This is a genomic window from Ligilactobacillus sp. LYQ139, assembly GCF_045033025.1.
In the GTDB taxonomy this organism is placed as follows: domain Bacteria; phylum Bacillota; class Bacilli; order Lactobacillales; family Lactobacillaceae; genus Ligilactobacillus.
This window is the reverse complement of sequence record NZ_JBJFZW010000004.1, coordinates 69,665-92,387: the sequence shown is the minus strand read 5'-3', so window position 1 is coordinate 92,387 and position 22,723 is coordinate 69,665. Positions and strand designations below refer to the sequence as shown.

The window sequence follows — 22,723 nt, the reverse complement described above, 5'->3', positions numbered from 1 at the left end:
TTGTTCTCTAATGTAATTATGAATAAAAAAATAAAGAGAGAAGGGAGGGTAGCGCTTTTCTCTGCCATTATAGTGTTACTGATGATTATTCCTTTTATTCATTCAGGAACACTACAGATTACAAACGACGGTGCGTTTCATTTACAACGTATTAATGAGATCTTTATGGATTTAAAAAGCGGTAGGTTATCATACATTGCCACGCACACATTCAGCCATGCAGGGATAGCATCATTTGAATTTTATCCTAGTGTCTTCCTATACCCATGGGCAGCATTACAGTTTATATTTAAGCCGGTAACAGCATTTTACGTTGGATGGGGAATAGTTCTTTTCGTAACGTTTGAAATTGCTTTTCATTGCATGTGGAGCTTTTCAAATGGTAATTGGTTACGAAGCATCTTTTTTGCGACTATATATGGTCTATCAGGAAAATTTATTACGGAGTTTGCCAAGTTTCAGTTAGGTGAACTATTCGCATACATGTTTTTACCCCTTGCATTCTTAGGGTTTTATAGAGTCTTTGTAATAGGTGATAGGAAAGGTATATTACCGTTAACTTTAGGGATAACGTTAATTGCTTATAGTCATTTCATCACGTTGTATATGACGGGAGGATTAATGCTGTTCCTTTTTGTAATTCTAATCTTAAGAAAAGAAATTACGAGAAACAAAATCCTTTATGCAATTAAAAGCTTGAGTATTTTTTTATTGTTATCGCTATGGGAGTTTATTCCGTTGATAACAAATTCTTTTAATAAGAGTGTTGCGACGCCAGTTTTCTCTTTTTGGCCTGTTGACGTTAATGCTTTATGGAATACGTCCTGGTGTAACCAATTATATTCGGATTCTTCTGTAGGATTAACGATAATAATTATTTTAGTTATTGGTTGGGCGTTTGTTGCATCTAAGAAAGAAAAATGGATTTATGTTTTGGGAATGTTTCTTTGCTTCATAACAACGTCGTTATTTCCTTGGAATATGATTTCCAAAACTAAATTAATTCATTTGTTTATGCCGCTACAGTTTTCGTTTCGCTTTTTACCGTTAGCAGTATTAATGTTAAGCGTAACAGGATCGTTAATATGTACTAGATTAGTACAATTGTGTATAAAAGAGATTAAGCCGTTAGTTATATTATTGTTGTTAGTATTTGTTGCAGGAAATTATGTAACGTTAATTCATCCTCTTTTCAGTGCAATCAATAGCAAGGAGACTCAGTTGTTAGCTACTAAACCACGCAATCTGGCTCCAACTATTTTTGTTCGTAATAAACAATATAATTGGATAAATGAAGGAATTGCACCAAATGGGTCAATCGATTATATGCCTAAAGTAACGGTTGGGTCACAAAAGCGGATTAATAGTGTTCAATCAGGTGATGTGTATATTAACGGCAGTCGTATTAAGAAGGAAAGAGTGGTAGCAGGGCCTAATACTCTTGTATATAAGATTTATGCTCGTAAAGGGGACAGGATAAATTTACCTGCTGTGGAGTATAAGAGGACATTTGTTAAATTAAATGGTAAGTCAATCACAGCATACAGAAGTGCGCGCGGAACCGTTCAGATAAATGTAATGAATACGGGCTACCAACGAGTGTTAGTAACTTATAAACCAACACTATTTTACCGTTTCCTGATGGTTGTGGCGTTGTTTACTTGGTTGGTGTTGTTTATGAAATCCATTGTAATAAGGCTGATAAGGATGACAATGTAAGCAATACTGGAGGAGGATTATATATGAAACCAATCAGCACAATGTTCCTTATTCTCCTAATAGGTATAATTATTTGGCTGGTTACCTATATGTATCGAAGACTAGGATGGTGGCGTAGCCTGATAGTCGGCGGAAGCTTGATATTTATCGTATTATTTGAATTTCATGCCTTAGGACGTCTGCCATATGTATATGGTGATGAAGGTTACGCTTTTTATGATAGCTTTTCAATTGGTCGTTATGGGATTGATTCACATCTTATGCACAATTCCGTGTATTCACTCTCGTCTGGTGGGCAATCGGTCCTTTATAAATACATTGCTGCTCCGTTATTAAAGGCTTTCGGCGCAAATTTAGCAGCATACCGTTTCCCAATGGCTTTGTTGATGGTTACCTCCGTAATGTTTTTTATATACACCCTCTATGTTAGCCGGGTACATCCCAATATAGTTACTGGATGTACGTTAATGCTGTGTACGGCGGAGTGGCTATTGATATGCGGTCATTGGGCGGATGATTGCAATATTGTTGTTCCAGTCTTTATTTTAATGGTTACGTTTGCGTTTCGAGGATTAGTAGGGAAAAAGTATAATATTTACATTACTTTTGTACTGCTTACACTTCTAGCATATTGTTACATTGGTGTGTGGATCAGTCTGCCATTAATATACATTGCGCTGTTCGTAATGTATTGGTGGAAACAAAAGATTGGTTGGCGAGATGGTCTGATAAATATTGTAATTAACGCTGTACTGTTATTCCCAATAGGATGTTATGTTTTAGTCCAGTTCTTTCATGTCCCATCATTTAAATGTGCATGGTTTTCTGTTGCCCGATTACCAGTTACACGGCAAGGATACTCGATCATTTCATTTAAAGGGAATGTTTTATTAAATATAGTTACTAATGTTATTGGTGGGTTCCACCAAGTTATGCTTGGATTTGACGGATTTACTCCAACTAGTATCCAGGGGTTCGGATTAATTTATACCGTAACTCTTATTTTAGCTGTGATGGGAATTGTCGTGGCGGTCAAACGCTGGCGTAACTCTGCGTTTATCCAGTTAATGCTATTAATGACAATTTGTGTATTACCAATTGTGGCTTTTGTTACGGATCGAACGTGTTTCACGCATTGGACAGTGGTTCTACTTATTATTACAGCTTGGGCCGGAGTAGGGTTGGGTTGGATTTTAGGCCTTCATGGTAACTTGAGTTGGTTGTTTAATTTAATAAAGGTCGTACTCGTGCTAGTTGTTATTGTAACGACTGGTAAGTTTACGAAATATTACTTTACTGAATATGTTCAGTTACAACCTGTAAGTGGATGGTATGTTTCTTTCTCACAGGCACAGCAGTTTATGGAAAAATTAGATAGCTTACCAGTACGAACATACTATGGTATGCCGTTTGACAACCGAATGATTGTTGAATGTATTAAAGAGGCCGATCCTCATACGATTAGCCAGGTTCAAAATAAATACCAGTGTGGTAATCCACCGCAGACTGTTCAGCCGGGATCAGCGGCATACATTGTCCCAAAACAGGACACTAATCAGTATCGTAAATTACGTGTTTTACCACATAAAGAGTGGACGTTGATGGGCCAGAAATATGTAGTATATTACAAAGTATCGGATTAGTATAAACAAAGACGAACTAGGGAGGCGATGGTCATGAATCTAACGTTTATATGTCCCCAATTAAGTGGAAATGGGGGCACAGAAGTAGCGTTAGTGAAAGCAGTTAATGCTTTAGTTGATCAGCATGATATTACCGTTATTTTATCAAGTACTCCCGGTAATCCAACGTGGCTAAGACAAATAAATTCACGGGTACGTGTAATAACAAATGATTTCACTAATTCACTAACGAAGGCATTTTATTTTGGAAAACTTTTCGTAGGTGCGCGGTCGGATGATCACTTTATAATCTTGGCCGCTAATCTTATTAAATACGCAAGCATTATAAGGCGTTATTGTCATAAGCAATATACAATAACATCATGGATTCACTATTCGTTAGACGATCAGCAAATGTTTAACGCAGATAATGTTCTATTCGCTGATAACCACTGGGCGATTAGCAGTAGTATAAAAGAGCAGTTAATTAACCGGGGAGTCAGTGAAAAACAAATTACCTTGGTTTATAATGCGGTCGATGAATATAATGGTAAGTTGAATCAGGTACAAAACGATGATGTGTTGCGGTTAGTATATATCGGAAGAATTGAGTTGGATGATCAAAAGAATTTACGTGAATTAATGGATGGACTTACGCAGTATTCTGGGAAATTTACGGTTGATTTTTACGGCGATGCAGCTGATTTAAGTGCATGTCAACAGTATAGTAAAAAGGTTGGAATTAGTTCCTGTGTAAGATGGCATGGTTGGGTTGCCAACCCGTGGGATGAAGTTTTAGAGAAAATTCACCCTAATGCTTTAGTATTAACTTCACGGTATGAGGGGTTGCCGATGACACTCCTTGAGGGGATTAGTCGGGGGATTCCAGCAATTGTGGCTGATTTTGTTGGCTATCAGGATGTAATCGAAAATGGTGTTAATGGATTAAGTTACTCCCGAGGAAACCTAGCGATGTTAATTAGACAGTTAGAGCGGGTAAAGCAAACGCGTTGGTCATCAACATTAGTATCACAGAGTACGAAACAATACTCATTGGATGCCTATAAAAAACGGTTGGAATACGCAGTTAAGCAGATTAGTAGGAGTTGATAATTAATGACGGTTTATGTAATTACGCATAAGCAATTTAATGAACTCTATCCCCCTAAGGGTTACCAAAAACTTCTAGTGGGGGCAAAAAATAACCGAAAGAATGTCCCACTTAATGAACAGGAATCCTTTTTGTTTGACGATACAGGTGACAATATTTCTGATCGGAATGATCGCTTCTGTGAGCTAACGGGATTATATTGGATTTGGAAGAATATTCATAATGATGGCAATGTTGGGATTGTTCATTATCGTCGGTATTTTGGAACATATCCAGCAACTTTCCTCGGAAAAGTACGTGAATATTCGGCGGGGCTGATGGGAAGACAATTACAAATTATATCAACTGAATCGTTGGATAGTCTGTTGAATAATTACGACGTAGTAGTAACTAATAATCAAACAACCGTGCCGTACGGTGATCCACAGATGATTTGGCAGGAATATGCCAGCGCGCATTATCTTAACGATTTAGAGGTCACGCGGGATGCCATTATTTCTCAGTTTCCTGAATATGAAGATACTTTTCAACAGGTAATTCATGGTAAGAGGTACCATCACTACAATATGATGTATACAACTCGAAGTAACTTTAACCGATATTGTGAGTGGTTGTTTTCAATTCTGTTTGAGGTAGAACAACAAGTTGATATTAGTCAGTATAATCCATATCAACGAAGAATTTTTGGCTTTTTAAGTGAACGATTGATGGATGTTTGGTTGTTGCATAATAATCTTCGGATAAAGGAATTGCGGGTTTTGAAAGCTGAAAGTACAGATGACCTTGATGTTCGGATAAAGATTAAGCGACGGTTTATTCGAAAATAGGAATTATGATAATTAGGTTAATTTGGAATTGAGGAATGTATGTAATGAAAAAAATAGTTGATTCAGTTATTCGTTTTTTTAAATCGTCGATTTTTAAGTTTGCGCTTGTAGGAGTGGTTAATACCCTTGTTGGCTGGATTGCTATGTTTATATGTTTAGCAATTTTAAGGCATGGAGGGTGGTTCTCTAAAACGGTAAACTATTGGGCCTCGTCGGCAATCAATATTGTTGTTGGTAGTATTGTTAGTTATATTCTCAATAAGCACTTTACGTTTGAAAGCAATACGGATGCAAATAAAGACGTGTGGCGGTTTATTGTTAACGTTGCCGTATGTTACTTGGTTGCTTATGGAATCGCGCGGCCAATTGTAATGCCACTGGTTGCGGGAGCTTCAAGTTTGGTTAAAGAAGTTGTTTCCCTTCTCTGTGGATCAGTTCTTTTTACTGTTATCAACTACTTCGGTCAGCGATTTTATGTATTCCGAGAGGATTAATTTAGAAAGAGTTAGTAATATTGTATTGTTATTAAAAATATCATTACATCAAAGGAACTAAATTATACATTAACCTAATAGACCCAAGCTCTTGGAGAATTGAAGTAGCATGCTTTTATTCATTTTTTGACTGGATTTGATTGTTTTTTATTGTTTTTGGTAGTAATATATCAATTGGAGGTAATGAAAGTGCTTGCAGAGGAACGTCAACAACAAATTCTTGCTCTTTTGCAGACGCAGAGCATTGTTTCGTTGCAGGATATTTGTCAGGCAACAAATTGTTCCGAATCATCAGCGCGGCGTGACTTACAACAACTGGAAGATGCCGGAAAACTCGTGCGGGTTCATGGTGGGGCAAAGCTTAGTCAAGAACTGCAACGTGAACCGGATATGCCAGGGAAATTACGCTTGAACGGGCCGGCGAAAATGGCGATTGCTAAAGAAGCGGTCAAAAACGTTCATCCAGGGGATACCGTTTATTTGGATGCTGGGACCACAACGCTAGCAATGATTGAATTGCTTGATCCGGCGGCAAACCTGACTGTGGTGACAAACGGCGTGCTTCACGCCTCGTTTCTTGCTGATCAAGGAATTCGAACGTTGCTCCTCGGTGGAGTGTTACGGAATACGACGAAGGCGATTGTTGGAACCACGGCGGTTCGGGCTCTTAAACAGTACCGGTTCAATCGGGTTTTTCTCGGAACGAACGGAGTTCACCCGACAGCGGGGTTAACCACGCCAAGCCCAGAGGAAGCGGTGCTGAAGCAGGCCGCTGCGGCGCAAGCGGAGCAGGTTTTTGTTTTAGCCGACGCATCAAAGTTTGATCAAACTGCGTTTGTGCGCTTTGGCGATTGTGACTTGGGGATACTTATTACAAGTACTTTACCACCGGTAATTAGTGATCGTTACCACCAGGTGGCAACGGTGCGGGAGGTTAGAGAATGATATACACAGTAACCGTAAATCCATCGATTGATTATATTGTTCAATTAAAAGAGTTAACGCTGGGCGAGGTTAACCGGATGGATTACGATAACAAACTCCCCGGGGGAAAGGGAATTAACGTTTCCCGGATTCTGCGGGAGTTGGGTCATGACAGCGTGGCGCTTGGCTTTCTTGGCGGGAAGACCGGTGAGATTGTTCGCGAGGCTCTTGAACATGATGGGTTGAAAACGGATTTTACGCCAATTGCGCAGGATACGCGGATTAACGTTAAGATTCACGCCCAACAGGAAACTGAAATCAATGGGCGGGGGCCGCACGTTAGTGATGTCGAAGTTGCTAATTTTAAGGAGCAACTCAGTCACCTTACAGCGGATGATACCGTGATTTTTGCGGGAAGCTTGGCACCCAACCTTGATTCTGGGTTCTACTTTGACCTGATTAAGATGATTCGGCAACAAGGGGCGCAGTTTGTAATTGATACAACGGGTGAGAGCCTGCTGAAGACCTTACCGGAGCACCCATTACTTGTTAAGCCGAATAACCACGAGTTAGCCGACCTGTTCCATACCACCTTCAACGGGTTAGCCGATATCGTAGCAGCTGGCCGCAAGCTGTTAACGATGGGGGCCCAACACGTTTTGGTTTCGATGGCTGGTGATGGGGGATTAATGATTACTCCAGACAAGGTCTACCGGAGCTTAGCCCCGAAAGGAACGGTGATTAATTCCGTTGGTGCCGGGGATTCGATGATTGGCGGTTTTGTAGGGACGTTTGCCGCAACGAATGATCCACTGGAAGCTTTCCGGTACGGATTGGCATGCGGTTCAGCAACGGCGTTCTCTGAAGATTTGGCAACCCGCGCGAAGATTAATGAAATTCTTCCGCAGATTGAAATTAATGAGTACAAATAATAGATAGGAAGTGTTGACATGGATATTCGTGAACTCCTAATGAAGGACATCATGATTATGGACCTTAAGGCTACAACTAAGGCCGGGGTTATTGATGAAATGGTGCACCACTACTACGAAAAGGGCATCATTGACGATGAAGAACTGTATAAGCAGGATATCCTTAAGCGCGAAGCTGAGGGTTCAACGGGAATGGGCGATGGGATTGCAATTCCCCACGCCCACGATAAGGCTGTTAAAAAGGCAGCGGTAATGTTTGCCCGGAGTAAAGCCGGTGTTGACTATGATTCAATGGATGGGCAGCCGGCCCACCTGTTCTTTATGATTGCGGCTCCTGAAGGGGCGGATAATACGCACTTGGCTGCGTTAGCGGCCCTTTCTAAGGTGTTAATGAACCCGGATGTTGTTACCGCCCTTAAGGAAGCAAATACGCCGGATGATGTTCAGGCGATTTTTACGAAGGCCGTTGCTGAAAAGCAGGCCGAAGAGGCAAAGAAGGATGCCCAAGCAACTCCGAGTGGGGACAAGCCGTACATCGTTGCGGTGACCGCATGCCCGAACGGGATTGCACACACCTACATGGCAGAGGAAAATCTTGAGAAGGCGGCTGAAAAGCTGGGCGTTGACATTAAGGTGGAGACAAACGGTTCTGAAGGGGTTAAGCACCTGTTAACCGCTGACGAAATCAAGAAGGCCGCCGGGGTGGTAATTGCGGCTGACAAGAAGGTCAAGATGGCCCGTTTTGACGGCAAGCACCTGGTAAACCAACCAGTTACTGCTGGAATTAAGGAACCAGAAAAACTGCTCCAGGAGGTTCTTGATGGAAAGGCCCCGGTATACCATGCTGATGGTGCTGATGAAGGGGAAGAACAGGAAGTTGCTTCAGGTTCCGTTTGGAGTAACATTTATAAGCAGTTAATGAACGGGATTTCCCACATGTTACCGTTCGTTATTGGCGGTGGGATTTTAATGGCCCTTTCCTTTGTGGTGGAAAACTACTTTGGGGGTCCGCATTCATTGGCGTTTATTTTCCTGAATAACGCCGGGAACATGGCATTTGCGTTTATGGTTCCGGTTTTAGCAGCATACATTGCTGAGGCGATTGGGGATCAACCGGCGTTAATGCCTGGGTTTGTTGGTGGTTTCATGGCGATGGTTTACAAAGGTTCCTTTGGCGGGGCGTATATCGCAAACGTTCAGCATTCTGCTGGTTCCGCCGCAGGGTTCTTAGGCGGAATTGCTGCTGGGTTCATTGCCGGATACGTTATGCTGGGACTAAAGAAGCTCTTTGCTAAGTTACCGCACTCCCTCGATGGGATGAAGCCGATGTTAATCTATCCAATTTTAGGGCTGTTGATTATTGCGTTGATTATGTTCTTCATTATCAACCCAATCTTTTCAACGATTAACCTGTACATTACGCGGTTCTTAAACCACATGGGGACCGGAAACCTGGTAATTTTGACGGCAATTCTTGCCGGGATGATGTCCATCGATATGGGCGGCCCGTTCAACAAGGCGGCCTACGTCTTCGCTTCGGGAGCTTTTGCTAATAACCCGCATTCTGTAACGGCCGCAATTCTAATGGCTGCCGTAATGGTTGGGGGAATGGTTCCACCATTTGCAACCGCCATTGGAACAATCCTGTTCAAGCATAAGTTTACGAAGAGTGAGCGGGAAGCTGGGGTAACGAACTGGGTTCTCGGATTTTCCTTTATTACCGAAGGGGCTATTCCGTTTGCAACGGCGGATCCGCTCCGGGTAATCCCAGCCTGCATTGTTGGATCAGCTGTTGGGGGTGCGTTGGTTGGACTCTTCCACGTTAGTGTGCCGGCACCACACGGTGGTTTGTGGGTAACACCGCTGGCAACACACTGGCTGATGTACATTGTTGCCACCATCATCGGTTCAATTATTGCCGGGGTAATAATGGGACTAATTAAGAAGACGGTAACGGAGAAATAAGTGTTAGCTAATTAATAAACAAGCAAAAGTAAGGAGGCTGCGCCGTTAAGGCGCAGCCTCTTACCGTTTTGGAATAAACCAGCATAAAATAAACGAACTAAATAGGGATAAAAAATCGCCGATTTAGCTCGCTTATTAATTTAATGCATTGTAATTATTTAAGTTGAGATAGAGCCTTTTTAGTGTAGTAACCATTGCGAAGGCGTTCGGCTAGCTGCTCTGCATTTTGCTTCATATGAGTGTACTGTTCCTTCGTCACATTGGCGAGAATGTTATCGATATCTCTCAGACTATCAACAACAATCCCTACATGATTGGTTGTAATAAAGTCAGTAATTGCGGCCTTCCGCCACGTAATTACTGGAATTCCAGAGCTGAGATACAGTGAAGTTTTATGTGGGTTATTATAGCGCATATAATTACCATCGATTCCCGAACATTCATCAAGTGAATCGCCATCCCATACAAGTCCAAAGTTTTCCGTTAAGAAACGAGGGATTTCGGTTGGCGTTTTACTTCCGCGGTAATTAACTGATGGGCCGTATTTAAGGGGATTAATTCCATAAACAATAAATTTTGTTCTGGTAGAAAGCTTTGTTAAGAAAACAGGCTTGTAAAGATTTCCCGCAAAGTTAACGTTCTTATCGAAATTAGTCATTTGGTTAATTGGCTGGGGATTAAGGTAATCAAAAATTTCCAGTGAAATCATCGGGACGATTACCCCGTGGTCGCGAAGCCATGCTTTCATTTGATCGTTATGGACAATCAAACCGGCGTAGCGATTGAATAACTTAATTTCATTGCGGTTGAAATTACCAGCGTTTAGGTTATCCGGGGTATTTGTCCGAAGAGTTTTAACATCATGAACAAATAGATAAAACGGAACGTGCCTATTGTATTTTCTGAGTTCATGGAGGGCGATGTAGCTAGTAAACCGGTTATATCCGGAATATTGAAAAATAATTTGATCTGGATGACGTTGGTAAACGTTTTTTAATTGCCCCGTAATGGCTTTATAAAGGTAATTTAAACGTGCTCGTTTACCCTGAGGATTAGCAATAAGGAGCGATTCGTAGCCCATACTTTGGGCAATCGTAATAATGTCATCTTTTGCCTTGGGGCCAGCGGTGTTTTTTTGGTTGGCTTGTTCTTGGATGGTGACAAGTAATTTAACCATAAATAGTTATCCTCCATAGGTTGATTATAAATAATGATATGTAACTTAGACAGTTCTTCATTATTTTATTACAGAGAGTCACTGTTTACTATGCAATAGTCGATTTTGTTTGGAATGAATAAAGTGATAGTATGGTCGTATTAAAAGGGACGTTATTCGTTAATTGAATTGATAGGAGAATTATAATGACAAAATATCTAGTTGTTGGTGCTGGTCTGTTTGGCGCAACCTTTGCTTATGAGGCAGCCAAGCGGGGCCATGAAGTGCACGTAATCGAGAAACGGGATCACATTGCTGGGAACGTTTATACAAAAAAGATTGCTGGCATTAATGTTCACCAGTACGGGGCACACATCTTTCATACTTCAAATAAGCGGATTTGGGAGTATGTTAACCAGTTTGCGGAATTTAATCGTTATACTAATGCGCCGATTGCTAATTATAACGGTGAAATTTACAACATGCCGTTTAATATGAACACCTTTAATAAATTATGGGGAGTGGTAACCCCCAAGGAAGCGCAAACTAAAATCGAGGAGCAGCGGGCCGTTTTGAAGGGGAAGACGCCTGAGAACCTTGAGGAGCAGGCGATTTCCTTAGTAGGAACTGATATCTACCAAAAACTGGTAAAGGGTTATACCGAAAAACAGTGGGGGCGGAAAGCGACCGAGTTGCCACCGTTCATCATTAAGCGGTTGCCGGTCCGGTTCACGTACGATAACAACTACTTTAATGATACCTACCAAGGGATTCCGGTTGGCGGGTATACCCAAATTGTTGAGAAAATGCTGGCGGATGATCGGATTAGCGTTGAAACGGGCGTTGATTTCTTTGATAAACGGGATGAGTATCTCCGTGATTACGACCGGATTGTCTTTACCGGGATGATTGACCAGTTCTTTGACTACCGGTTAGGTGAATTGGAATACCGGAGCCTGCGGTTTGAGACGGAAGTTCTGGATGAGGATAATCATCAAGGAAATGCAGTAGTCAATTACACGGATGCCGAAACGCCATACACGCGAATTATTGAACACAAGCACTTTGAATTTGGCGCAGGGGATAAAGGGAAGACCGTGATTACCCGTGAATACCCGCATGACTGGCAACGAGGCGATGAGCCGTACTACCCGGTTAATGACGATCAAAATAACGCATTATACAAGCAGTACCAAGAATTAGCGGCTAAGGAAGCAGAAAACGTAATCTTTGGTGGCCGGCTTGGACAGTACCGGTACTATAACATGGATCAAGTTTTGGCGGCAGCGTTAGAAACGGTTGCCCGGGAGTTTGGTGAATAAGTTGGTTGGCGGAGTGCCATTTGCTTGATATAATAAGATGTATGGCCGTGAACTAAAATAAAGGTTCACGGTTTACATGTTAGTTTAAGATGGAGATTTTGAAGATGGGAAATGGGAGAATGCGCCAACATCGACCATCCGTTATTTATCGGATTATGAAGCGTTGTTTTGATATTACTATTAGTGCACTGATGTTGGTATTATTAAGCCCGGTTTTTCTGATAGTAGCATTATTAATTCATTATGAGGATCACGGGCCGGCACTATACCGGCACCGGCGAATTGGCAAAGGCGGGCGCCCGTTTGACTGTTTGAAGTTTCGGTCCATGCGGATTGATTCCGCCGAAATGATGATTCGCTTTACTCCTGAACAGCGGGCAGAATTTGCAAAGTACCATAAATTGAAAGATGACCCGCGGATTACCCGAATTGGTAATTTTCTCCGGAATTCTAGCCTCGATGAGTTACCGCAGTTGTGGAATATTTTAATTGGTCAGATGAGCTTTGTGGGCCCGCGGCCAATTACAGAAGTTGAGCTTGAACAGTACGGCCCTAAACAACGGGCAAAATATGAATCAGTTCTTCCGGGATTAACTGGGATGTGGCAAGCATCAGGGCGGAATAATTTAACATTCAAGCAACGGATGTACTACGACGCCTACTACGTTGATCATCAAGGTATTTGGTTAGATATTAAAATCCTGTTTAAGACGTTTTCGGCGGTCCTAAACGGTGAGGGGGCAGCGTAGTGAAGACGGAGATTTATGTTGTTAGCCATAAGCAAGCCCGAATGCCCGAAGATCTGATGTATGTGCCGGTTCAGGTTGGAAATGTCGGTCAGTCTTTTCAAGGCTTTCAGCGGGATAATACGGGAGATAATATTGCTGATAAAAACGCATCGTACTGTGAGTTAACCGCACAGTACTGGGGGGCGTATAACAGGCAAGCGGATATTAAAGGGTTGGTTCATTACCGGCGATTATTTTCAACGGGGCGAACGTATTTCTTTAGTTCCGTTAACCAAAAGTGGCAGCATGTTTTAGACACCCCAACGTTAATGCACTTAATGAGGGAAACTGATATGATTCTCCCTCGCAAACGAAATTATTACATTGAAAATATGTGGCAGCATTATCAAAAAGCCCATCATATTGAAGGGTTAGTTGTTACCAGACAAGTCTTGCAAGAAAAGTATCCTGATTATGTGCCGTTCTTTGACCAGCATATGCAAGAAAAGAAGGGTCACATGTTTAACATGTTGATTGCTCGGGGAGCACTCTTTGAGGCGTATACTGACTGGTTGATGGATGTGTTAACAACTGTTGAGCAGCGGGTGGATATTTCAGACTATAACCAATATGAGCAACGAATTTTCGGCTTCATCAGTGAATTATTGCTTGACGTGTGGGTTAATAAAAACCATATCCATTACCGGGAGCTTCCGGTAATGTTTATGGGAAACCAACACTGGGGGCGGAAGCTGGCCCGGTTCTTTTGGCGGACGGTTAAGCCAGATTATGATAATCACCCGGCGTTGGCTAATAAAGACCAACGTGATAAATGAAATTAATGTGAATATTGATTGAATGGGGGTTGTAGGTGGTAAGCTTACAATCTCCGTTTTGTGTTAGGAGGGTGAATTGTGTTTACACAGTTAATGGATTACCGGGAGCGATTTGCAGAGCGTCATCAACGAGCAGGTGAAAAGGTTTATCTCTTTATTCTGGCAGTCTTTTTAATAACTCAGTTTTTGTCTGACTCGTTATGGTTTACCCACTTTCACCAACAGGCGATGTGGGGAATTTTCTATGATGTAGAAAAGTTCTTAATGGTTTGTGCATTACTGAAGATAGTGTTTTTTGACCGCTTTGATGACTGGAAAGAACCTGCATTATTTATAACGACAGCGATTATTGTGTGGGTGGGGAGCCGATTTGCGCGCACCAACACGTTTATTGCGTACTTAATCTTCATTTACGCCGCGCGGAAAATCGATTTTAAGAAGATTATCCAGGTCTTTTTAGGAATGGTTGGAATTCTGTTATTGGTTTCGGTTGTTGGTGCTGTTCTGGGAAGTTTTCCAAACGTGACCGTCACTCGGGGACTAGGAACAAATCTGCGGTTTGCAATGGGAATGAATTACACGACAGATTTTGCTGCGCGGATTTTCTACTTATGCATGGCCTACGTTGCTTTACGTCGTTTTCAGGTAACTTTGCCCGAAAAGATTTCACTGTTTGTGGTTATTTTATGGACAGGGATTGTTACGGGAGCACGGCTGGATATTCTGCTGATGTTAATGTTGTTAGGAACAGTTGTCTTCTACAAACAAACCGTTCAATTAATTAACTGGCTAGGCAGTTGGGGATTACTTATAATTCAAAGCCTTGGAATATTGAGTATTTTTCTGATGTCATTAGTGTTTAACCCGAATAACCGGGTATTAGCTGCCGTTAATCATTTATTATCTGGCCGCCTTGTTGAAGGGCACATTGCATTTAAAAATTATTCCGTTAACCTCTTTGGCCAGTACATTGCCGAGCAGGGAAACGGTGGCTTTCATCCACACATCGTTCATTACTTCTTTATTGATTCGAGTTACCTAATTGCCCTTTTGAAAAATGGGGCAGTGACGTTTATGCTGTTATTGGTATTAATTACTTTTGTGACGAAGCGGTTAGTTAAGGCGCAAGCTTATCCGTTAGTGATTGTAATGTTCTTAACGGTTATCAGTTCGATTATCGATCAGCACTTACCGGAGTTGTCATTTGATTTTATTTTCTTAGTAACGATGGCAAATATCACATACTTTACGGTAAACAAACAGAATTTAGTGACTAATAAAGAATAGGAAATCAATATGAAACATGCTTTTTTAATTACCGCATACCAACATCATGAACAACTCCGAATTCTCCTTCAATTGTTGGATCATAAGGATTGTGATATATACGTTCATGTTGATAAGGCAGACATCACTTTTAATGAGGCAGCCTTTGCTGGAGCGTGCCAACAATCGCGGGTGATATTTATTCCACGAATTAAGGTGACGTGGGGCGACTATACGCAAGTTTGGGCTGAAATGAATCTGTTACAGGAAGCATTACATCGAGGGGAATATGACTATTTCCACTTGTTGTCTGGCCAGGATTTGCCGATCAAGCCAATGGATGGGATCATGGACTTTTTTGAAAAACATGAGGGACAAATCTTTGTTGACTGCAACGATGAGAAGCATGATGAGGATCCACTACGGTTTAGATTACGGTATGATGTTTTTCATCCGTTTCAAAAATATGTGGGGAAAGGCCGGTCTTTTATTAAGGGGCGTCGCGGGTTAAAGTATGTTGATTTTGGGATAGCACTGCTACAGCATTACCTAGGAGTCTCACGAACGAGGAATAGTAACTTAGCGATTAAAAGCGGAGCAAACTGGTTTAGTATACCAACGGATTTTGCAATGTACCTAAATGAACAGCGAGAAGCAATTCTCCGGTTTTGCAGGTATGGTTACTGCGTTGACGAAGTGTTTGTTGCTACGTGGCTGTATAATTCTCCATTTTATAAGCGAGTGTACCGGCATAGCGACTATCGCGACGCCATTCTTCGGCGGTATAAATGGCAAGATCATAATCCGACGTTGGTGACAGTTACGGATTTAAAAGAATATGAGCGGCAACCGGATGCGTTATTTGCCCGAAAGTTTGATGTTCGTGTTAATACGGAACCAGTTCAATATTTACTGTCATTAATAAAGGAGGGCTAATAGTGAACATTGCTGTAATCATTCCGGTGTATAACGCGGCTGCTAACATTCAGCGGTGTGTCGATGGGATATTAGCCGAGAAGTGTATGCAACAGGGGGATATTTACCTGGTTGATGATGGCTCAACGGACCAATCGGCGGAAACAATGAAAAAATTGTACGGTCAGTTAGCAAACGTTCACCTGTTTCAACAGGACTCTCAAGGCCAGGCGATTGCTCGTCAAAAAGGCCTTGTTCAAGCTATTAGCGATGGGGCGAGCCACGTTATCTTTATTGATAGTGATGATCAAATTGAGCGGGGGATGTTGGATCGATTGGCAACGGTAATCGGTGACCAACTGTTAGCAGTTTGTGGAATTAAAAAAATTTTCCCTAGTCATGCGGAATGTGAAATAACCAGTACACTTCAGCAGGCGACAACCCAGCTTGATTTGGTTACCCGTTTTTTGTGTCGTAACCAGGAAATGGATGCTGGCTTGTGGAATAAACTCTTTCGGACGGATATAATTGCTCAAAATGGGATTAAATTTCAGGGGAAAAACTTCTATGAGGATTCATTTTTTGTCCTCCAGTACTTGACACATTGTACCCCTCAACAAATCAAGTGGGTTAAGCAGCCATTGTATGATTTATACAAACATGAAGGCTCAACAACGTATACGTATGACCAGCATCTTGGTGAAAAATTTGAGTGGTATGTTACGGCTGTTCAGGAGCTGATGAGACAGGTGGGAATAACCCTCCCTTCTGATGTTTGGACTGCGTTTTATTTTCGAATAGCGCTTCATTTTATTCACCATCAGTTAAGGTTAAGTAATCAATGGATGAGTCGTGATACCAAAAAGAAGTTACGGAAATTACCGTTAAAATTGGGGGTTCTTAAGCAGTTACCCCGGAAATACGCGGCCTCTTTCATCTTGATTAAAACGTTTTCGGGAGTGTACCATAAACTATACAGGATAAAACGAAGTAATGATTAAACGGGGTGATTGGATGTTTCCAGAGCGTTTACGGGCGTTGCGGAAGGGGCGCGGGTTATCCTTGCCTGCGTTGGCAACACAGTTAAATCGGGATATTGATGATGGCCACCCTAATACCGGTCCACAAATTGGAAGCTGGGAACGGGGGACTAATACCCCGTCATACCTTGAAGTCCGTAAATTGGCAACCTTTTTTGGTGTTTCCGTTGATTACCTAAGTGGTTACCAGCCAACAACCGTTGAATTAGAGGATCTGTTTGTCGGTGAAACTCAGTTGCATTTTAACGGACACGCGTTAACGGTAAAGGAGCGGACGGAGGTGTATGCCCTTATTAAGGGGTACCTTCACGGGCGGAATGACCGAGGGAAGAGGCAATCATCGGATGAAGTGACGTTACCACTTGAATAGAATTTTGCCGGCGCGGGAGTGTCGGTATTTTTATTATGGGGGATAAAATGAAGCACTGGATAAAGAACGTTTGTTTAATTACGGCCGGAGGGATCCTGTATGCCATCGCAATGGACTGTTTATTGCTTGCTAATCATATTGGTGAGGGCGGGGTTTCTGGGTTAATGACGTTGGGATACTATTTATTCCATATTGCTCCTAGTTTAACGAATTTTGTGTTGAATGGTGTGCTCCTAATTGTGGGGTGGCGCTTCCTTGATCAGCAAACTGTCGGGTGGACTTGTTACGCAATCGCAGTAATGACAGTTGCTTTGCGTGTTTTTCATGACGTCCGGCTACCACTCCGTGAACCACTCGTTGCGGCGTTGGTTGGTGGTGTCTTAATGGGAATTGCCATTGGCATAATTATGCAGGGGGACGGAACAATTGCGGGTAGTACGATTTTAGCGCGGATTTGTAATCGGTATTTGGGGGTTGCAACGGGGAATGCAATGCTGTTCTTTGATTTGGCAGTAGCCCTTCCGTCGGTACTGGTGATTGGTGGGGAAAACATGCTTCTTACCATCATAGAACTGTACGTTTCAGCGGTTGTCCTTAACCGGGTATTGGCGCAACTTGTTGAAAAACGCTGCGTAATGATTGTTTCGGATCAGGCGGATAAGTTAGCGGGGGCGTTGAACCACCAGACCCACCGGGGGGTAACCCTTTTAGATGGTCATGGCTATAAGAGCGGGCAACGTAAACAGGTGATTTACTGCGTGTGTGAACGGCAGGATTTAACTCAAGTAATGGCGTTAATCACTACCATTGATCCTCATGCGTTTGTAACCTTACAAGTTGTCCGGAGTACGTTTACCGGTGATATTCTTCAACTGTTTCGGTGATATGCTAAAATAATGGTAACTTAAGACGAAAGGAAGATGTGATTGTCACTTTTAGAGCACCTTTATGGTCCCTTTTTTGATCTTCATAATTGGGTTACGGTGATCAGTTCAGCGCAGGATTGGCTAACGATTTTGTCGTTAGTTGTTATTGAATGTCTCTTATCAGTGGATAATGCTATTGTATTAGCAGCTCAGACAAGAAAGCTACCGACAAAAAAGGAGCAGGAAAAATCGCTGTTCTACGGTTTAGGCGGTGCATACCTATTTCGGTTTATTTTGATTGGTATTGGCGCGTACCTGATTAATTTTTGGGAGATTAAGGTACTTGGTGCAGGGTATCTCCTCTACCTCGCGGGGAGTCATTTTTATCATATGGCCCGTCCCAGTCATAAAAAACAGAATCGGCCGCGGCGCCGGCTGTTACCGCTCTTTTGGTCGGTAATTATTTCGATTGAATTAATGGACCTAGTATTTTCTGTTGATTCAATTTTAGCGTCATTAGCGATTTCACCGAATCCCGTGATTGTTTTGATTGGCGGAATGATTGGAATTCTTGCGATGCGGGGGATCGCTGAAGTAATTATGCGGTTAATGGAATTAGTCCCTGAGCTGGAAGTGATGGCATACGCTCTCATTATTGTTATCGGGATTAAGTTGTTCTTAACAATTCCACAAATTGGAATTGAAATTCCAGCGCCCCTTTTTGGAGGAATCGTTGTAGTGGCAGTCGTTGTTACGTTGGTTGTTCACCGGATACGGAATAGGTAATGGGTGAATGGATTTAGGGGGAGTTTTAGGTGTACCGGTTAATTGTATGTGATATGGATGAGACACTGCTTGGAAGTGATGCGCAAATTCCGGTGCGTAATGTTGCGGCAATTAAGGCTGCGTATGAGCAAGGCGTTAAGTTCGTTCCCAATACGGGGCGGGCGGCGCGATCATTAGGTTATGTGTTGGATACCTTAGGTTTAGCCATGCTAAAGGATGAGTACGTTATTTCGTATAATGGAGCGGCGGTATTTTCAAATATTGACCTACTACACCCCATCATTACGAACGGCTTATCGTACACAACCGTTGTGCAACTCTTCAACCTCGCGCAGAGTAGAGGATTGGATACCCACGTTTACACTGCAGATCAATTATATGTGTGGAATATGACGGCGGCTGATCAGAATTACCTTAATCAGCGGAAGGTTATTTATGAAGAGGCTACGGGGACACTATCCTTTTTAAAGACAACGCCGATTATGAAAATTATTTTTTATCTTGCTGATGAGCAGGAAAGGCGCACTTTCCGAAGGGTGATCACTGAAACAATTCACGAGCCGCTCAATATTACCTTTTCGTCGGATATGTACGTGGAGGTGAATGCGCCGGGAGCGGATAAGGGACAGGCGGCTGTTGCTTTAGGACGGTATTTGGGAGTTAAGCCGGGAGAGATTGTTGCAATTGGTGATAATTTAAATGACGTGGCGATGTTAAAAACTGCGGGATTAGGAGTCTGTGTTGCGAACGGCCGGGATGATGTTAAGCAGGTTGCTGACTACGTAACCATGGCGGATAATGATGCTGGTGCGGTCGGAGAGGTAATTGAACGGTTCATTTTGAATGATGATCGCCATAGTTAAGTTATTGAGAATGGAGAGGAAGAGTAAAGCGTGAACTGGAAAAACTGCTTAGCGGTGGCGGGAGGTGCCTTTTTGGGAGGCGCTGCCCGGTATCTTTGCGGCCTTTTATGGGGACTGTGGGGTGATGTAACGGCAAACCTGGTAGGATGTTTTGCACTATCATTTTTAACCTATGCTATCTTAACGCGAATTTCGTTTCCGGAGTGGTTATCGCTTGGGTTAGGAACGGGGTTTATCGGGGCTTTTACAACGTTTTCTTCGTACGTTATTGATGCCCTTAAATTGATGGGAACGCATTTAAAAGGAGCGATGGGAGTTTACGTCGTGCTGAGTTTGTTAGGTGGTTTTTTGTGTGTAACGGCGGGGTATCTTCTGGCCCGAATGGTTGGAGGTGAACACCTGTGATTATTACGGTCGGTTTGGGAGCAGCGCTTGGTGCTCTTTTGCGGTTCGGGGTAACAACTTTTTTCCGGTCTCATGGGTGGGATCACTTTCCGTGGGCGACCCTGTTATTGAACTTATCGGGGGCATTTTTATTAGGAATTCTTGTTGGTCGGGGTTTGAAAACAGGTTGGTATGCCTTCTTCGGAACAGGAGTACTGGGGGGATACACTACCTTTTCAACCTTCCAAACGGAACTGTTTGGATTGTTACATAGTAGACGCTACGTAGCGGGCTTGGGGTATTTTTTGATGAGTACTTGTGGTTTTATTTGCGGGTTTCTTGGAATGATGGTTGGTAACGGACAGTTTTAACGAATGGATGGGTGACAAAAGTGAAATGTGCGCTTGTAACTGATAGTGCAGCGGGATTTACGGTACGTGAAGCAAAGGAACTTGATATAACGGTGTTACCACTTCCTTTCCAGGTCGGCCAGCATGTTTGTTGGGAGGGGATTGACTTAAACTACCAGCAAATAGTAGCATCCATGGATGCCGAAACCGTGCCAACGCCAACGCCCATTCCCCGTGAGCGACTTGTGGGTGTCTTTCGGGCGCTTCAAAACGAAGGAATTACTGATGTTTTAGTTATTCATCTTGCTGGGGGAATTAATAGTTTGGGGGCTAATGTTCAGGCGTGCGTTTCCCAATTGCCAGAATTAACTTTTCACATTTTCGATACGAATACGGCGGGCCTCCCTGAGCAACAGTATGTTCGGTATGCGTTACGGTTACTTGAACAAGGGCGGGCTTTGCCTCAAGTAATGGCGCGGCTAATAACAATGCGTGATCAGAGTCAAACTTTGATGATTGTTGATCGGATGAGTCAATTAGCCCAGATGGGGTATATTTCAAACGGCGCAACGGTAGTTGGAAATAAGCTTCGGCGGTTGAAGACGGTGTTAACGTTTAATCAGGCAGGAAAGATTACCGCAGTTGAAACTAAGTCGCGGATTAAGCGAGCGAACCAGGCAATCTGTGACCGGATAATTCCGTGGTATGATCGGTTTGGCGCACAGCTGCGGATTACCGTGATGACGTGTGGCGACGAAGCCAATCGCTTTGCTCGCATGGGGTTCTTTAAGGAAGAGTTCCCGTTGTGTCAGCTTTCCAGTGCACCAATGGGGCCAGCGTTGGCGGTTTATCTTGGAACGGATAGTATTGTGGTTGGATGCGGGCCGGACTATCAGCAGATGTAAGTTAATTAAAAAAAGGGCGTAATGTCTTCACGCCCGCTTTTTCTTCTTGTCGTACTCTTGTAGTTAACTCATTAACGTAATGTTGGGGAGACGGCAGCGAATTCCATCATTGCTTGGAGAGTATCAAGTACTTCGGGGCTTACCCCTTCAAGTGAGAGTTCATCGGTTTGTTTATTATAATTTCCTGGGAAATACTGGAACATTTGCGATGAAAAACTGTCAGCATCGTTCATAACTGCCACCTCCACTGGCTCATAATCAACTTTAATTTATCAGAATTAGTATTTTTTTGCAATCGATTTCAACCGTGAAAATTGCGGTTCGGTATCTGACGCGGTATACTGGCGATAAGTAATTAATTTGAGCTAAAGGTAGATGAATCGATGTGCGAAAATTAAGAAAATGGTTACGGTGGATACTGGTAGTCGTGCTTGTAGTAGTAGGGTTGGCTCTTGTATTTAACGAACAGTTAAAGGAATTAGGAATCGGAATTATGAGTAACCACGCTGCGGACCAAAAAATTGAGCGTGTAACCGCGACGGATAAGAAGCATGCAACGTTTAATTATAGTGGGGTTGAAGCTGCAAATATTAGTAATATGTTGAAAGCAATGCGGTCAAACCCAAGCGTAATTGGGAAGATTGCAATTCCATCAGATGATATCCATTTACCGATTTATTATGGCGTTTCAAATTATGTTTTGCTTAAAGGAGCTGGAACGTTAAGCCCAACACAGAAAATGGGTGAAGGGAACTATGCACTCGCAAGCCATCACGTTCCTAATAAGCACCTTCTTTTTTCCTCATTGGGGAAGATAAAGCTTAAGAGTTGGATTTACTTAACAGATGGAGAACACGTTTATATTTATAAAACGTACTTAAAAAAGATTGTTAATGAAGATAATATTGGTGTTTTGCGTGCAGTTTCCGGCGAAAAAATATGTACACTTGTTACTTGTCGGACTTGGCATCCGGGAGAAACGAAGAGAATTGTTGTTAAGGGAAGGTTGATTAAAGAGGAACCTGCTAATAATAAAACATTAAAAGTATTTGCTCATCAATCAAATATATTTGAGTCTTTATTGAAGATGCATTTAGGGTATTAATACAAACGGCTATTAGAATATAGCCTTGAAAAATCCCCCTAAACCAGGTAAAATGAATCAAGCATAGACAGTGTGAGGGGAGGTTAAGCTCATGGCACACAATAATCATATCGGTGCTGCTAATGACCGGCGCCCGGTTAACTCAAAGAATGTTAAGAAGCGGCGGAAGGAGCACCTGGCAGTTTTAGACTTCTTAAAGGAACGTGAAGAGGCTGATAAAGCTGCTAAGTAATATTT

Annotated in this window: 25 protein-coding genes; 23 read left to right on the top strand and 2 right to left on the bottom strand. The window is 42.5% G+C overall.

Going from position 1 to position 22,723, the window contains the following annotated elements; genetic code table 11:
• The 8 genes from ACI3E1_RS04900 to ACI3E1_RS04865 all read left to right on the top strand — a co-directional run bounded on the left by ACI3E1_RS04900 (position 1) and on the right by ACI3E1_RS04865 (position 9,594).
• Positions 1-1,719: a hypothetical protein gene (locus ACI3E1_RS04900; protein WP_405024540.1), complete on the top strand. Its 1,719-nt coding sequence runs from the start codon at positions 1-3 to the stop codon at positions 1,717-1,719.
• 23 nt (positions 1,720-1,742) lie between these two features.
• Positions 1,743-3,362 (top strand): hypothetical protein, encoded by a 1,620-nt coding sequence (locus ACI3E1_RS04895; RefSeq protein ID WP_405024539.1) that lies wholly within the window; start codon positions 1,743-1,745, stop codon positions 3,360-3,362.
• Positions 3,363-3,395: 33 nt separating this feature from the next.
• Complete coding sequence (locus ACI3E1_RS04890) at positions 3,396-4,451, top strand: glycosyltransferase (RefSeq protein WP_405024538.1); 1,056 nt, start codon at positions 3,396-3,398, stop codon at positions 4,449-4,451.
• Between the two features lie 6 nt (positions 4,452-4,457).
• Positions 4,458-5,279, top strand: a complete 822-nt coding sequence (locus tag ACI3E1_RS04885; protein WP_405024537.1) for a DUF4422 domain-containing protein — start codon at positions 4,458-4,460, stop codon at positions 5,277-5,279.
• Between the two features lie 44 nt (positions 5,280-5,323).
• Positions 5,324-5,773 (top strand): GtrA family protein, encoded by a 450-nt coding sequence (locus ACI3E1_RS04880; RefSeq protein WP_405024536.1) that lies wholly within the window; start codon positions 5,324-5,326, stop codon positions 5,771-5,773.
• A 189-nt stretch (positions 5,774-5,962) separates the two neighbouring features.
• Entirely contained in the window at positions 5,963-6,718 is a 756-nt protein-coding gene (locus tag ACI3E1_RS04875) for a DeoR/GlpR family DNA-binding transcription regulator (RefSeq protein ID WP_405024610.1), read from the top strand.
• Entirely contained in the window at positions 6,715-7,629 is a 915-nt protein-coding gene (gene pfkB, locus ACI3E1_RS04870; RefSeq protein ID WP_405024535.1) for a 1-phosphofructokinase, read from the top strand. Before ACI3E1_RS04875 ends, pfkB begins: the two co-directional genes overlap by 4 nt.
• A gap of 18 nt (positions 7,630-7,647) precedes the next feature.
• Positions 7,648-9,594 (top strand): fructose-specific PTS transporter subunit EIIC, encoded by a 1,947-nt coding sequence (locus ACI3E1_RS04865; protein ID WP_405024534.1) that lies wholly within the window; start codon positions 7,648-7,650, stop codon positions 9,592-9,594.
• Between the two features lie 154 nt (positions 9,595-9,748).
• Here ACI3E1_RS04865 and ACI3E1_RS04860 read toward each other — a convergent pair whose 3' ends face one another.
• A complete protein-coding gene (locus ACI3E1_RS04860) occupies positions 9,749-10,771 on the bottom strand; it encodes a galactofuranosyltransferase (protein ID WP_405024533.1) in 1,023 nt (340 codons plus the stop codon).
• A 185-nt stretch (positions 10,772-10,956) separates the two neighbouring features.
• Between ACI3E1_RS04860 and glf the strand changes: the two genes are divergently transcribed.
• The 13 genes from glf to ACI3E1_RS04795 all read left to right on the top strand — a co-directional run bounded on the left by glf (position 10,957) and on the right by ACI3E1_RS04795 (position 21,381).
• Complete coding sequence (gene glf / locus ACI3E1_RS04855) at positions 10,957-12,072, top strand: UDP-galactopyranose mutase (RefSeq protein ID WP_405024532.1); 1,116 nt, start codon at positions 10,957-10,959, stop codon at positions 12,070-12,072.
• Positions 12,073-12,176: 104 nt separating this feature from the next.
• Positions 12,177-12,821: a sugar transferase gene (locus ACI3E1_RS04850; RefSeq protein WP_405024531.1), complete on the top strand. Its 645-nt coding sequence runs from the start codon at positions 12,177-12,179 to the stop codon at positions 12,819-12,821.
• Positions 12,821-13,636, top strand: a complete 816-nt coding sequence (locus ACI3E1_RS04845; RefSeq protein WP_405024530.1) for a DUF4422 domain-containing protein — start codon at positions 12,821-12,823, stop codon at positions 13,634-13,636. Before ACI3E1_RS04850 ends, ACI3E1_RS04845 begins: the two co-directional genes overlap by 1 nt.
• Before the next feature lie 78 nt (positions 13,637-13,714).
• Positions 13,715-14,923 (top strand): hypothetical protein, encoded by a 1,209-nt coding sequence (locus ACI3E1_RS04840; protein ID WP_405024529.1) that lies wholly within the window; start codon positions 13,715-13,717, stop codon positions 14,921-14,923.
• A 9-nt stretch (positions 14,924-14,932) separates the two neighbouring features.
• On the top strand, positions 14,933-15,838 hold the full coding sequence (locus ACI3E1_RS04835; RefSeq protein WP_405024528.1) for a beta-1,6-N-acetylglucosaminyltransferase: 906 nt from the start codon (positions 14,933-14,935) through the stop codon (positions 15,836-15,838).
• A gap of 2 nt (positions 15,839-15,840) precedes the next feature.
• On the top strand, positions 15,841-16,818 hold the full coding sequence (locus tag ACI3E1_RS04830; protein ID WP_405024527.1) for a glycosyltransferase family 2 protein: 978 nt from the start codon (positions 15,841-15,843) through the stop codon (positions 16,816-16,818).
• On the top strand, positions 16,811-17,227 hold the full coding sequence (locus tag ACI3E1_RS04825) for a helix-turn-helix domain-containing protein (protein WP_405024526.1): 417 nt from the start codon (positions 16,811-16,813) through the stop codon (positions 17,225-17,227). Before ACI3E1_RS04830 ends, ACI3E1_RS04825 begins: the two co-directional genes overlap by 8 nt.
• 47 nt (positions 17,228-17,274) lie before the next feature.
• Positions 17,275-18,111 carry a YitT family protein gene (locus ACI3E1_RS04820; protein WP_405024525.1) on the top strand — a complete coding sequence of 279 codons (837 nt, stop codon included), beginning with the start codon at positions 17,275-17,277 and terminating at the stop codon, positions 18,109-18,111.
• Between the two features lie 42 nt (positions 18,112-18,153).
• Entirely contained in the window at positions 18,154-18,879 is a 726-nt protein-coding gene (locus ACI3E1_RS04815; RefSeq protein WP_405024524.1) for a TerC family protein, read from the top strand.
• Between the two features lie 29 nt (positions 18,880-18,908).
• Positions 18,909-19,742: a Cof-type HAD-IIB family hydrolase gene (locus tag ACI3E1_RS04810; RefSeq protein ID WP_405024523.1), complete on the top strand. Its 834-nt coding sequence runs from the start codon at positions 18,909-18,911 to the stop codon at positions 19,740-19,742.
• A 30-nt stretch (positions 19,743-19,772) separates the two neighbouring features.
• Positions 19,773-20,147 carry a fluoride efflux transporter FluC gene (locus tag ACI3E1_RS04805; RefSeq protein WP_405024522.1) on the top strand — a complete coding sequence of 125 codons (375 nt, stop codon included), beginning with the start codon at positions 19,773-19,775 and terminating at the stop codon, positions 20,145-20,147.
• The gene (locus ACI3E1_RS04800) at positions 20,144-20,497 is read left to right on the top strand and encodes a fluoride efflux transporter FluC (RefSeq protein ID WP_405024521.1); all 354 of its coding nucleotides are present in this window, start codon (positions 20,144-20,146) and stop codon (positions 20,495-20,497) included. Before ACI3E1_RS04805 ends, ACI3E1_RS04800 begins: the two co-directional genes overlap by 4 nt.
• Before the next feature lie 11 nt (positions 20,498-20,508).
• A complete protein-coding gene (locus ACI3E1_RS04795) occupies positions 20,509-21,381 on the top strand; it encodes a DegV family protein (protein ID WP_405024520.1) in 873 nt (290 codons plus the stop codon).
• 71 nt (positions 21,382-21,452) lie between these two features.
• On the opposite strand, the gene ACI3E1_RS04790 is transcribed toward ACI3E1_RS04795, so the two are convergent.
• Complete coding sequence (locus ACI3E1_RS04790) at positions 21,453-21,614, bottom strand: hypothetical protein (protein ID WP_405024519.1); 162 nt, start codon at positions 21,612-21,614, stop codon at positions 21,453-21,455.
• A gap of 260 nt (positions 21,615-21,874) precedes the next feature.
• Here ACI3E1_RS04790 and ACI3E1_RS04785 point away from each other — a divergent pair, with 260 nt between their 5' ends.
• Together ACI3E1_RS04785 and ACI3E1_RS04780 are read left to right on the top strand one after the other, a co-directional pair.
• Positions 21,875-22,486, top strand: a complete 612-nt coding sequence (locus tag ACI3E1_RS04785) for a class A sortase (RefSeq protein WP_405024518.1) — start codon at positions 21,875-21,877, stop codon at positions 22,484-22,486.
• 91 nt (positions 22,487-22,577) lie between these two features.
• On the top strand, positions 22,578-22,718 hold the full coding sequence (locus ACI3E1_RS04780) for a hypothetical protein (RefSeq protein WP_283582288.1): 141 nt from the start codon (positions 22,578-22,580) through the stop codon (positions 22,716-22,718).
• Positions 22,719-22,723 lie beyond the last annotated feature (5 nt).